7 protein-coding genes are annotated in these 12,754 nt (G+C 55.2%); 2 read left to right on the top strand and 5 right to left on the bottom strand.

All coding sequences use genetic code 11. The features are described from left to right. Positions 1–216 precede the first annotated feature (216 nt). Both Enr13x_RS17590 and Enr13x_RS17585 read left to right on the top strand, forming a co-directional pair. Positions 217–498: a ribbon-helix-helix domain-containing protein gene (locus Enr13x_RS17590; protein ID WP_145388196.1), complete on the top strand. Its 282-nt coding sequence runs from the start codon at positions 217–219 to the stop codon at positions 496–498. Further along, a complete protein-coding gene (locus Enr13x_RS17585) occupies positions 455–814 on the top strand; it encodes a type II toxin-antitoxin system RelE/ParE family toxin (protein ID WP_197456104.1) in 360 nt (119 codons plus the stop codon). Before Enr13x_RS17590 ends, Enr13x_RS17585 begins: the two co-directional genes overlap by 44 nt. A gap of 192 nt (positions 815–1,006) precedes the next feature. On the opposite strand, the gene Enr13x_RS17580 is transcribed toward Enr13x_RS17585, so the two are convergent. From Enr13x_RS17580 to Enr13x_RS38960, 5 genes are all read right to left on the bottom strand, one after another. Continuing rightward, a complete protein-coding gene (locus Enr13x_RS17580) occupies positions 1,007–2,449 on the bottom strand; it encodes a DUF1501 domain-containing protein (protein ID WP_145388194.1) in 1,443 nt (480 codons plus the stop codon). After that, positions 2,446–5,175, bottom strand: coding sequence for a PSD1 and planctomycete cytochrome C domain-containing protein (locus Enr13x_RS17575; protein WP_197456103.1), 2,730 nt, complete (start codon positions 5,173–5,175; stop codon positions 2,446–2,448). Before Enr13x_RS17575 ends, Enr13x_RS17580 begins: the two co-directional genes overlap by 4 nt. A 102-nt stretch (positions 5,176–5,277) precedes the next feature. Continuing rightward, positions 5,278–6,204 carry a 3-keto-disaccharide hydrolase gene (locus Enr13x_RS17570; protein ID WP_145388190.1) on the bottom strand — a complete coding sequence of 309 codons (927 nt, stop codon included), beginning with the start codon at positions 6,202–6,204 and terminating at the stop codon, positions 5,278–5,280. A 118-nt stretch (positions 6,205–6,322) separates the two neighbouring features. Next, on the bottom strand, positions 6,323–8,431 hold the full coding sequence (locus Enr13x_RS17565; protein WP_145388188.1) for a sulfatase-like hydrolase/transferase: 2,109 nt from the start codon (positions 8,429–8,431) through the stop codon (positions 6,323–6,325). A 27-nt stretch (positions 8,432–8,458) separates the two neighbouring features. Beyond that, positions 8,459–12,655, bottom strand: a complete 4,197-nt coding sequence (locus Enr13x_RS38960) for a PVC-type heme-binding CxxCH protein (RefSeq protein ID WP_231744356.1) — start codon at positions 12,653–12,655, stop codon at positions 8,459–8,461. Positions 12,656–12,754 lie beyond the last annotated feature (99 nt).

The raw sequence follows: 12,754 nt of genomic DNA, 5'->3' as shown, positions 1-12,754 counted from the left end.
CAACCGTGACCTCTTCGTCTCGAACGGAGGCTGGAAGCTCAAGAAACCCCGCTTTTCACGGCGTTTTCTGAAATTCAGCTTTCCATGTTTTCCACCAAATCAGCCCCATTCGTGCACGTTTCGTGCATTGAATCGTGCACAAATCTTGGGTGTCGGACACGTGGCTTTGGCTTCGACTCGCGTTCCCTTGAGATCCAGTGTAATTAGGAGTCTCCAATGAGCGAACAATCGATTCATCTATCAGCCGATGCGGAAGCCCACGTCAGCGGAATGCTGGAGGAGGGCGGATATCGCAATGTGAGTGAGTACATTGAATCACTCATTCGCGAGGACTCGCTACCGCGGCAGCGACTGTCTGGTATCGTTCAGAATCGTCGGGATAAACTCGAGCATCTAGCTGAGGAGGGCTTGCAAAGCGGACCGCCCATCACCGTGGATTCCGACTATTGGGAACGTGAAAAGCAGCGTCTCAAAGAGTCCGTGGCCAAGAAACGGTGAAGCTTGCGATTCGGGCCAGCCGCTTGCCCAAGATGACCTTCGCAGGCAAGCCGAGTTCATCGCCAAAGATAGCCTGGTTGCGGCACTGCGACTGCTCGACGCAGCGGAAGTAACTTACGACTTTCTTGCCGAGACGCCGCTGGCGGGGTCCGTCTGCCAATTCACGTCCGTTCAAGCCATAGATTTGCGGATTTGGAGAATCAACGGTTTCCCAAATCAACTGATTCTCTATCGGGTTTCGGATAGTGAAATACTGATTGTTCGTGTCCTCCACGCTGCACGAGACCTTGATGTCCTTCTGGACGATGAAAAGTAGGGATCAATGACGCAGGAGGCGCGGCAATGGTCAATATCTGCCGCTCCCTCAACTCGCTTCGGTCTCCAGCACCTACTGCATTTCCGCGATTTTTTTCGTGCTAGCGGTTGGTCCAACCGCCAGCTCGAAGAAGAAGCGTGAATTGCGGGCGGTCGCCTTCACCGATGCGCATTAGCTCGGAACAAGATCCAGCTATGCGAGGATATCGTGCACAACGTGTCCGTGGACGTCGGTCAGTCGGTAGTCGCGTCCTTGATGGCGGAAAGTCAGTTGCTCGTGGTCGATCCCAAGCAGGTGCATGCACGTCGCGTGAAAGTCGTGGACGTGCACTTGGTTTTCAACGATGCCGAATCCAAACTCGTCGGTCGTACCGTAGGTAAACCCTCCTTTCACCCCGCCTCCAGCCATCCAGATGCTGAAGCACTCTTTATGGTGGTCGCGGCCGGGGGCGGTGAGCTCGCCGGTACCGGCATTGTGCTCCTGAACCATCGGAGTACGTCCAAACTCTCCGCCCCAAATGACCAAGGTGTCGTCCAGCATGCCGCGTTGCTTCAAATCCTGAATCAAGGCCGCGCAGGCCTTGTCGACATTACGGACGGAGCGGGGCAATGCTGAATAGATGTCAGCATGATGATCCCAACCCTTTGCGAATACCTGCACGAAGCGGACCCCTTCCTCAACCAATCGGCGCGCCTGCAAACAATTGCGAGCGAAACTCGAACCGGGATTGGCTCCTCGAGCAGTGCGGAGACCATATTGTCTCAAGATGTGCTCCGGTTCGGAATTGAGATCCACAAGCTCCGGCACGGAGGTCTGCATGCGATACGCCAACTCGTACTGGGAAATACGCGTCTCGATCTCCGGGTCTCGATAATGCTGGTACGCCTGACCGTTGAGCTCTTTTACCGCATCGACTACGGCGCGGCGTTCCTCGGACGTGGTTCCTTCCGGATTACTGAGAAAGTGGATGGGCGTTTTGCCTCCACGAAACTCAACACCTTGATGATTTGAGGGTAAAAAGCCGCTACCCCAGATGGGCGCCCCGGCTACCGGTAGACCATCCTTCAACACGACATAGGCAGGCAGATTTTCATTTTCGGTGCCTAGTCCATACGACGTCCAAGCCCCAAACGTCGGGCGCCCCATGCGCCCATGCCCGGTGTGCATAAAGAGCTCACCGGAAGCATGATTGATCTCATTCGTCTTCATGCTTCGAATCACCGTGAGTTCATCGGCAACGGTCGCCAGATGCGGAAACAACTCCGACATGATGACTCCCGACTGACCTCTCGGCTTAAATTCGTAAGGCGATTTGATGACTCGGGCTTCCGGTGTAATGAAGGCAAACTTCTGGCCCTCGGTTAGCTCCCCGGGAAGCGATTGGCCGTCCCATTTGTCCAGCGCCGGCTTAGGGTCGAATGTATCCATTTGAGACGGACCGCCCACCATATGCAGGAAGATCACATTTTTGGCCCGCGGCGCGTGATGCAACTTGGGTCTCGATGGTCCAGCGGCGCTCGCCTGAAAATCTCGAGAGAGCAGTTGCGAAAGGGCAAGGGATCCTATGCCGAGCGTCCCTTGTCGTAACAAGTCGCGACGATTCACCAAGTTGATTCGTTGATTCAAATTCTTCATGACTTGGTAATCGCCTCGTCCAGATTTAAGAGTGTTTGGGCTACTACGAACCACGAACCACGCTCTTTCAAAAGATTCATCAGGATCTCAAGCTCGCGCTCATTGGGTTTTCGTGATACAACGGTGCGAAACGCTCGCGTGATCTTCTCGCGATCGCTTCCTGGCCAGCCCTTGATGGCCTTCGCCAATTCGGTCGCCATTTCAACGTAGACCGGATCATTTAAGAGTGTCAGAGCCTGAAGTGGCGAGTTCGAGCGATCTCGCTTTGTCGTACAGACAGTCCGCTCGGGCGCGTCGAAATTGACCATGCTTGGGTAGGGATTGCCGCGCCGCCAGACGGTATAGATTCCACGTCGATATCGATCGTCGCCCTGGGAAGTCGGGTAACGGTTTACATCGGCACCCGGGATCTCCTTCCAGACCCCCGCGGGTTGCACTGGATACACGACGGGGCCGCCGATTTTGTCAGACAAGAGCCCTGACACAGCGAGCAAGTTGTCGCGAATAAGCTCTGCGGACAATCGAAAACGCGGGCCGTGAGAGTACAACTCGTTCTGAGGATCTCGTTTGATCTTCTCGTCAGAAGCCGACGAACTCTGCTGATAGGTAGACGATAGCACGATGACTTTTAGAAGACGCTTCATCGACCAACCCTGCTCGACGAATTGAACCGCTAGCCAGTCGAGCAGTCGAGGGTGACTAGGAGCCTCACCCTGCATGCCGAAATCTTCGGGAGTACTGACGATGCCAAGTCCGAATACTTCACTCCAAATTCGGTTGACGACCACGCGAGGCGTCAAAGGATTCGCATCATTAACCAACCACTTGGCCAACCCGAGACGATTGGGCGGCAAATCGGGATCCAAAGGATGCATGCTCCCCAGTACTCCCACCTCAACCGGATCCCCGGGTGATGCATAGTCTCCACGCACCATGATATGCGTCTGCGACGGAGACTCATTGTCCTGCATCGCCATGGTGGGAATCTGCAGCGCGGCAAGCTCCACACGCAACTGCGCGATGCGTTTCATACGACTGGCTCGCTCGGAAGATGCCACGCCAACAACGTTGTCCAGAATGATGTATTTCCCGTCGTAGGGTCCTGAACCGTGCGCCGTGATCTGGATTTGCTGGATACGTCTCCAGTCAACGGCACTGATCGACCAACGTGGCTTTACGAAATCGGCCAAAGGCGCAACGATCTGCGTCCATTGTCCCGGAACGAGGTCCATCGTCGAAAACTCGTACACGCTCGCTTCTCGACGTCCATTGTGAACCTGCAGGTTGAACCGGCTTGCAATATCGGTCTTGATCCAGAACCTGAGCTCCGATGAATCCGCTAAGTCCGTGGTCGGAATGGAATAGCCTGTTCCGAAAAAGCCCTTCGTCTCGGTGACCGCATCCGCTTCGACCCGAGCCGCATACTTACCCTCTCCGCCCGGATTCTCTTCGACCAGCGAAGTTGTCACCGCTCGAGTAGCCTTATGACTCTTGAAAGGTTCAGGCCCTTCGAAATCCAGGAGCGTCACCTCCTCACCGGCGTTCTCGCTCATCGCGCCAGTCGATTCCCCAAGGGCAGCGATTCGTTTTTCTTCTAGCTCGATCTCGCGCTGGAGTTCCGCACCTTTTCGCCGGTCCGCTTCCGACGAAAAGACCATCACTTCGTTACCAATAAAGTGCTTCCGAAACATGCCGTCGCCCGTTTGGGCGAACTCGGGGATGGCTTTGTTGAAATAGGCGTAAAACTGGTAGTACTCTTTCTGCGAGATCTCGTCGAATTTGTGATCGTGGCACTGGGCGCATTCCAGTGTTAACCCCAGCCAAACCGCGCCTGTCGTCGACACGCGGTCGTGCAACACGTTCGCCCTCACCTCATCCACTTTCGATCCGCCCCCAAAGTTGGTCGGAACGTTGCGATTGAAGCCGGTAGCGATTAACTGACTTCGCGTCGGATTGGGAAGAAGATCGCCGGCGAGTTGCTCGATCGTGAACTGGTCGAACGGCATATCTTCGTTCAATGCCTCGATGACCCAATCGCGATACGGCCACATGGTCCGAAGGTCGTCATGCTGGTAACCGTTTGAGTCGGCGTAGCGGGCGAGGTCGAGCCAGCCAGCGGCCCACTTTTCACCAAAGTGTTTTGATTTCAGTAGACGGTCGACCTGGGCCTCATAGTTTTCTGGCGACGGGTCCGCTTCGAATGCTTTGACATCTTCGACCGAAGGAGGCAAGCCGATCAGATCGAGATAGAGCCGCCTGAGCAAAACCGCCGGCTTCGCTTTTGGCGCTGGCTTGAGACCTGCTCGCTCGATTCGATCCAGGACAAAGTAATCCAATTCACCAGCGGGCCATGATCCGTCCTGCACGACAGGCTGTGACGGGCGCTTCGGCAGTTGGTACGACCAGTGTGCCTCGTACGGAGCACCGTCTTTGATCCAAGCTTTCAGCTTGGCGATCTGCTCTACAGACAGCGGATCGCCCTTGGGAGGCATTCGCAAGTCCGGGTCGTCTGTCGTAACGCGGAAGATCAATTCGCCTTCGTCCGGTTCGCCCGGCACGATGGCGCCGTAGTCGATCGCCTCATCGCGGTCGTCGAGCCGCAAGTCCGCTTCTCGCGCGGCAGGGTCGGGTCCGTGACAGTGAAAACACTTGCCCGAGAGGATGGGGCGAATGTCCCGGTTGAAATCGTATTCGGCCGACGTCTGCGCAAATGCGCTGCTCGTCACGAGTAGCGCTGCGCACATTACAAGTGACCCTCCCGCAAGTCTTGAAGTTACGCGCGGTCGTTCCCCTTGCCTCTTGCGGCCCTGCGATCTTGCACACATGGGTTACGCTCCGATCTCCTTGACGCGAATGTTTCGCCACCGGCTCACGGCTCCCTTGGCCCACTGGTTCCAGCCCTTCTTCGGGCTGTTGCTGTGAACCTCGAGACCGATGTGGCCGCGGCTGCCCACGCGTTGCCCGATGATGGCCGGATCGTATCCCGGAACACCGGTGTCGGCGGTATCGAGGGTGCCCATTTCGAGATCGTTCACCCAGGCGGTGAGGACAGGATTGGCGCCGACGCAGCGAACGCGGAAGCGGTTCCAGCCGTTCACGTTCCATACTTTGCGAAACTGCTCATAGGTGGCCGCACCCGAAACTTTGGCGCGAGGGAATTTGGATTGGATTTCGCCCTCGCGGAGATTCTCCACCTTGAAGTTTTCTCCGATGTCGCCGTCGACAACGACGGGAGCCGCAAGGTAACTGCCGAGACCGTTGGTGAAGAATCCGCCGATACCGCCGGAAGGCCGGTGATCACAGAGCACCTGAATCCCAATCGTTCCTGCTTTGTGTTGACGGACCAGCACGCCAGTGTCGGTCTGCCAGTCGGGACGCATTTCGTATTCAAGTTCGAAATCGCCGTAAGTTTCCTCGGTCATGAGGTATGCACCCATACGGCTTCCGGGAGGATCCTGTCCGCCAACGATCGCGCCATCGACCACTTTCCAGTCTCCAAGATGGCGGTGGAGCTCGCTGTTCTGCGAGCGGTGCCAATCCAACGTCTTCTTTATGGCCGCCTCGACAGCTTCGGGCGTCTTCGCATCGCCAATGGCGTTGTGGACGTAGATGCGAGGGACTTTCTTCCAGCCCTTGAGGGTCTTTCCATCGAAGAGTGATTTCCATTCGCCGCTGGCTTGGGCGTGCGCCGATGAGATCGAGACGCCAGCTGCGGCTGCGATACCGCACTGAATGAATTGTCGTCGGGTATTCATGAATAGGAATCCTTGATCCGTTGGGTAATCTTGATTGGCTTTATGGGATTGTGCTGAGCTCCGTCCGCAAACACGCTTCTGAGGACATTTCGCTTGGCGCGGCCCGCCTCATCCAATGCTAACGAATTGATTCTTCCGGCAAGCCAGATTGAATCCCCTGATCCACGGGCATTTCATCCGGCTTGCCATCCCCGTGCACGGCGATTAATCGATCGAGTTCAGCCCGAAGTTCTTTGACAACATCCGCATGGGCTTCGTCGTTGATCAAGTTCTTGTTTTCACCCGGATCGACCTTCAAATCGTAAAGCTCGGCCATATGCCGATCGGGTGAACCATCTCCGTGTGGATACCGAATGTATTTCCAACGATCGGTTCTCAGGGCACGCACGTTCGGCGTGTATGGAAACTGGTGCTCGTAGTTGTACTCGTAGTAGAAACTCGTTCGCCAATCCGAGTCATCACCTTGAGCAAGCCGCTTCCAACTGTGGCCGTGAACTTTCTCAAGCGGCTCCGCGCCACAGATATCGAGGATCGTCGGAGCGAAATCAATGGTCGCTGTAATCTGTGGAATGACTTTGCCTTGCTTGGTCAAGCCTGGATAGCGAGCGACAAGTGGAATGCGAATCGATGGTTCGTGCCCGGTCCGTTTATCGACCATGCCATGCTCGCCTTCAAGTAAACCGTTGTCCGACGTGAAAATCACCAGCGTGTTGTCCAGCTCGCCGCGATCTTCCAAGAACTTGTAGAGACGGCCAACGCTGTCGTCGACCGAAAGAAGCGTCCCCCAATAGGCGCGAACCATTTGGGCAAAGTCTTTGACAGCCTCTGGGCTTTTGTCCGGGAACTTTTTTCGCCAGTCAAATAACGGCCCATAGATCCCGTGCCAGGTATCCAGCCGCTTCTTGAACCAGGCTGGCTTGTCGCCCAGGTTAAACGCACTCTTGGGATACTGGATATCCGCGGAATCAAACGCGTGTTGGTATTTCTCCTCCGGGAAGTAAAAACTGTGCGGAGCCTTGTGTCCCACCATGATTGCCCAGGGTTTGTCGGAATCGCGATCCTCGATCCAGTCCATCGCCATGTCGGTTACGACGGTTGTGTAATATCCCTCAACAACACGCCGATCTTTCCCGTTGAAATTGAACTCAGTGTCAAAGTACTTCCCCTGGCCTTTATGGGTAACGAAATGATCAAAGCCGGGGCGGGGCATGTCGTTCTTTTCGCCCATGTGCCACTTGCCGACGTACGCCGTTTCGTAACCCGACTCCTGCAGTCGCATGGGAAAGCTGATCATGCTCTCCGGATATTCGGTAAAGTTGTTGGAGACGCCGTGCGTGTGAGCGTAGAGTCCGCTCAGGATCGATGCCCTACTCGGAGAGCAGAGGCTGGTCGTGCAAAAGTGATTTTGAAAGAGTAGGCCTTCATTGGCCAGCCTGTCGATATGGGGCGTTTTCAGATGTGGATGCCCCATGCAACTTAAGGCATCGTACCGCTGGTCATCCGTCAGTATGAACAGAACATTGGGTTGCGTTTGAACTTCACGAATCTTGATATTCTTCCAACGAACCGAAAGTGGTTCAGTCTTCTCACCAACACCATGGACCTGAAAACCGAGACGGCCCTTCGCAAGAAGTGTGCGATTGTCCCTGCCGTCGCAAACCTTTGTGCCGTTGATCCACACCTGGATCGACTTACCCTTCGCGAGAACACGAAAACTGTTCCATCCGTCTTTCTTATAGACTTCGTTCGCAACTTCAGGATTCGGATCCAACAGCCAGCCACCGACACCTTCAAACCAGACACCAGCGGCCCTGCCAGTTGCCGCAATTTCTACCTGCGGCCCAAAAAGAGAATTCGTATCAACTCTCCTTTTTGCCTTCGCAGTCTCTTGTTCCGAAAGGCCTGCGGGGATGTGAGCGGCGTAGGAAGTCGAACGAATCTGTACGCCCGAGTTGAGGTCGGGGTCACACTTGACGTCAAATGTTAGCTCGAAGTCGCCGTAGCTGTTTGGTGGGCAAAGAAAGGAGTTAGGCGTGCGTGGTTTGGTGGTCCCAACAATACACCCATCCTCAACCTTGTAGGTTGCTTCGCCGCCTTTCTGTTCCCAGCCTTCGATGTCTTTGCCATTGAAGAGGCTGACCCATTCGTCGGCTCCAGCGTTCTTTCCAAACGCACTTACAGCAATCGCCATTGCGATCACCCATAAAGCCGCCAAAGTGTTCTTCATCGTTCTTACTCTTGTTTGCTAGTCTTATTACGGGTTGGTTGCTGGTTTGGGGCGGCTCCAAAAGCTTGACCAAATGGCCCATTGTTCTTCCGTGAAGATCTTCTGCAGCTTCTTCTTTCTTTCCGCGTAGAATGCGTTTCTCGCATCTCGCTGCGTTTCTCCGTTGAGGTCCTGGAACTTGGCCTCGGCGGCTTGGCGTTCTTTTTCCAGCACGTCGAGTTTCTTCTGCTGTTCCGCCGTGACATTTAACGCCGCAAACATCTCGGCGGGCGTGTTCGGTTCAGAAGCCTCAGCGGGTGTGTCCGGTTCAGAAGTCTCAACGCGTGGTGGTGGCTCGTTCTTGGATGCGCCGCCATGCCATATCGAGGCGTTTTCGTTTGCTTCCTTGACGAGCGCGAGAAGTTCCGCATTCGGCTCTCCGAAGGGGCTGAAGAAACCGCATTGCTGTCCCAGCTGCTTGGTCCCGGCCGGAGCCCACTGCTCGATGTAGCCGCAATACCACCAGCCCAGCATGTAGGGGTGATCCTCCATGATGCCTTTCAAATAGCGGCGGTACTCATTGGCGACTGCCTCGAAGCTCTCCACTTCTAGACCCTTGATCTTGGTGTGTTTGGATGTCTTGAAGGAGTACGAATGGTCGCCATTGATGATCGGCAGGCCAGTCTGACTGTGCAGTTTCCGGAGCGTCGAGTTGTGTTGGTCCGTGTAGAACGTGTAGTACTGAATCATCATGACGTCACAGTATTTGCCGATGGCGCTGAGCACTCCGTCGGGAATCATATCCACCGACTTGTCGTAGCCGACGTCATGTTTATCGCCCAGGAGCAGATGGTTCGGATCGTATTTCCTGATCAGTTCGCGATGCAGGCCATACCACTTTTCGGCCAGAACAGTGAGCATGTCCTCCGAGTCCTTCCGGACTCGGGGAACATCGTTGGGTTTGATCGGCCAGGACGTGACCTTTGCCAAGTCTTCCCACGAGGCGATGTCATCGACCGCGTAAACCCGCGCAGCCTCCGAAGCCGATGCATGGTTTCGTTTCAGGATCCGCATCCATTCCTGTTTGCCCGCCGCGCCGGGGGGCAGCGCGCGCATGTCCTGCACCCAGGGGTAGATCTGCCCGCCATCGGGAAACATCTGTCTGTGCCATCGGCGCACCGACTTCAAATCGGGCATGTCGAAGTAGGCGTATCCGAGGCAATACTTCGCGTCACGCAACGGTGTGCAAGTCCTCTTCGCCAGGGCATCCAATTTGTCCCGGAAACTCGCGGAGAAGACGTCGGGAAATCGAGCACCCTTCGCGCGATTCATCTGCATCAGTGAAATACTCTGAACCTTGATCTTGGCGACGTAATAAATCCCACGCTTTTCGTACAGATCCAGGGGCGTCGAGTAGGCATGGAAAGGGATCGTGTTGAACGAATAGTCCTTGAAGTCCTTCACAACCATGTCGGCATAGCCTCCGTGGTTCCTAGCGCGAGGATTCAAGCCGCCCCATGATCCTTTGATGTCCTCGCCGAACTTTCCCGTCAGCCACCCTTTGTTGACTTCGTTGAACAGCACACCGCCCTCGCCGACATGATTCATCCCCGTGGTAATGAACCGTTTCCCGGTATGGTCAGCTAACCACCAAACTCCATTGTCCTTTTCCAGATGTATGAAACCCGGGTTGCCAACGATCTGAGGTTTGGCGGAGTCAGTATCCATCGCCGCATCCAGTTCAATACGTCTTTCATTGTCATTGAGCAGGTACGCGATCAGATGGCGGATTTCGACGACCGTCATTGCGTCAACTAGACCGTTGGGCATGATGGACGTTTGCAACTCACGCCGCTCTTCGACATCCTCCTTGTCAACACTGAACGTGGTACCGTCTGAAGCGACGTACTGCTGCTTCTGTCCTTCTTTTCCAACAATCAAACCGGTCAACACCACTCCGTCGACTGTCAGCAACTGTTGTGGACGATAATAGGGAGCCATTTCAGCATTTGGGTTGACGATATGTTTCAGCAACCACGCTTGATTGACACCGGTCTGTTTATGGATGTTGGTCAAATCCGGTCCAACTGCGCTACCGCGGCCCTGTATCGCATGGCATTTGTAACAACCCGCGAATGTCGAGTGAAAAAAGAGACGACGACCAACCGCGACATCAGGCTCGCCCGACGCTTCACTTTCGATCAGTGCTACCCAATCGTCGACTCGATCGGCCGGCGGTTTGTCCTCAACCTTTCGTTTGTCAAGTCCTGCCGCGACAAGCGTACGATCCGCTTCTTCGGCAATCGTCGGATCGGAATCCGATGCAAGTTTCCTTAACAGCGCCGCTTGATCTTGCCCGCCGCCGGCGAGCCCTGCGATCGCATCCGCTCTAAGATCTGCATCTACCGAATTATCGTCTGCGATCCTGGCTAACACGGCCGCCCTCTTCGCGTCTGAATGAAGAGCGAGTGTATGGATCGCCTCACGCTGGATACTTCGGGACTTCGATCTCGCCAGAGCGGCTAACGAAGCAACTTTCAGGCCGGGGTAGTTCACCTTTACATTGGCTAGCGCGAGTGAACGCAATTCCGGCGGCTTATCTTCACTGAGTGCTAATTCAAGCAAGACTTTATCGGGAGAAAACTCCCTTCTCGATCCGCCACTCATTCGCGCGAGTGCGGCAATCACCGAAAGCAAGTCGCGCCGACTGAGGTCGCTTCGATTGAGAACACCTCTTAGTTGCGACTCGTATTGGCTGAGCTTCTCGTCTGCAATCCACTTGATACCGACGAAACGCACTTCCGAATCATCGTCTTCCAACAATGCAGGAATAATGTCAGTGCGTCCTGCGGCATCGGAACGCTTTCGTGCCACAGCGTAATGAGCTCGCGCGATTCCATTGGCTTCCGACTGCCAGTCGTAGCCCGCCAACGCTTCAGGATGTGCCAACAACGCATGCATGGCTGCGGTGCGTGCGTAGGGATCATCACTTCCAAGCTTGACGAATGCTTCGGTTGTTGAAAGCTCCTGGGCTGGTGGTCGGTTTGACGATGGCTCGAGCGTGATCGGCTGCTTAAATTCAACTCGCCAAATGCGTCCATGGCCATGTACCGGATAGGACAGCTTCACCCAGTCGGTGAAGTAGAGATAGCGACCGTCGGCGGAATAAGCGAAGTGCACCGGCCGAAACTCGTCGGGGCCGCTGAGAAACTGTTCACGAGTGGCGACGAATGAGTCTCCACGCGGTTTCAATGAATGCAAATCGACGCGGTTATCGGTCCATGAGGCACTCAGCAGCTTTCCGGGGCCATGAGAGATCAAGCCGCTTGCCGCTTCACCCAATGCCCCAATCATTCCAAGTGTTCCGGGATTCTCGCCGTACCAACACACCAGCGGGTGCAGTCCCGATCGACCGTAGCGGTACTCGAAGCCGAAGTCGGCACCCGGAACGATATGCAGCAAGCGATTCGGCGGAATGGCGTTGGGATCGTTGTCCGTGCTGAAGAGGTTCCCCGCCAGATCGTATGCCATTCCAAAGGCGTTCCAGTGTCCGGTTGTTTGGCGAGTGAGCTTGCTGCCATCGGTACGGCAACGATAGGTCGAGCCACCTTCGGCGCCACCTGAAAGCTTCACGCCGTCCGAGCCGACGAAGGTGTAATCCGCGCCAAGGTTCTCGCCAAAACCAAATGCGAGCCACTCAGGGTTTGCGGGATCGATCGCAAGTCCTCCTACCCCGTTATGTGGGTAGTCACCATCGGTTTCGCAGATGATAAGTTTCTCTGGCTCGCCCTCCGCTTTGGTTTTATTGGAGGCGTCCCGAAAACGACCGATGAACCAGCGAGTGCTCACATAGAGATGCCCGTCGGGGCCAAACAACAGATCCGTGCTAAAGGTGTGACCTTCGTAGAAAATGGACCGATCATCAGCGATGCCATCGTTGTCTTTGTCTTCGAAAACAAGAATCCGGTCAGTCTCTGGCCCCCGGTAGTCTGAGTTGCGTTTGTGGGTGTGATTCTCCTGAACAAACACTCGGCCATCGGACGCGACGGCGATTCCAATCGGTGTGACGATGTCGGGGTTCTGAGCGAACAGCGTGACACGCTTAATGTTCGGGTGATGAACATTGGGCGTGAATTGGGTCTTTTCGCTGGATGCCCACGAGAGGTCATCCTGGCCATGACTGAAAGGAACGCCCGGAAAACAGCAGGCGGCTATAAACAAGAGGAAGTACTGTTTCATTTTCATGTTGATGCGTGTTTTGATTCTGAACGACCCGAATGAGTGTCCAATCAGTGTCAATTAGCGTTCTGTGAAATTAGCATTCTGGGATGTCATCAGTTTGGG

The sequence above is a fragment of the Stieleria neptunia genome (assembly GCF_007754155.1).
GTDB classification, from domain to species: domain Bacteria; phylum Planctomycetota; class Planctomycetia; order Pirellulales; family Pirellulaceae; genus Stieleria; species Stieleria neptunia.
The sequence above is the reverse complement of the archived record's forward strand: the minus strand, read 5'-3'. Positions and strand labels throughout refer to the sequence as shown.

What these genes read in the sequence shown, in the direction of transcription:
- Enr13x_RS17590 (WP_145388196.1), top strand. Translation starts at nt 217, where the DNA reads ATGAGCGAACAATCGATTCATCTATCAGCCGATGCGGAAGCCCACGTC.
- Enr13x_RS17580 (WP_145388194.1), bottom strand. Translation starts at nt 2,449, where the DNA reads ATGAAGAATTTGAATCAACGAATCAACTTGGTGAATCGTCGCGACTTG.
- Enr13x_RS17570 (WP_145388190.1), bottom strand. Translation starts at nt 6,204, where the DNA reads ATGAATACCCGACGACAATTCATTCAGTGCGGTATCGCAGCCGCAGCT.
- Enr13x_RS17565 (WP_145388188.1), bottom strand. Translation starts at nt 8,431, where the DNA reads ATGAAGAACACTTTGGCGGCTTTATGGGTGATCGCAATGGCGATTGCT.
- Enr13x_RS38960 (WP_231744356.1), bottom strand. Translation starts at nt 12,655, where the DNA reads ATGAAAATGAAACAGTACTTCCTCTTGTTTATAGCCGCCTGCTGTTTT.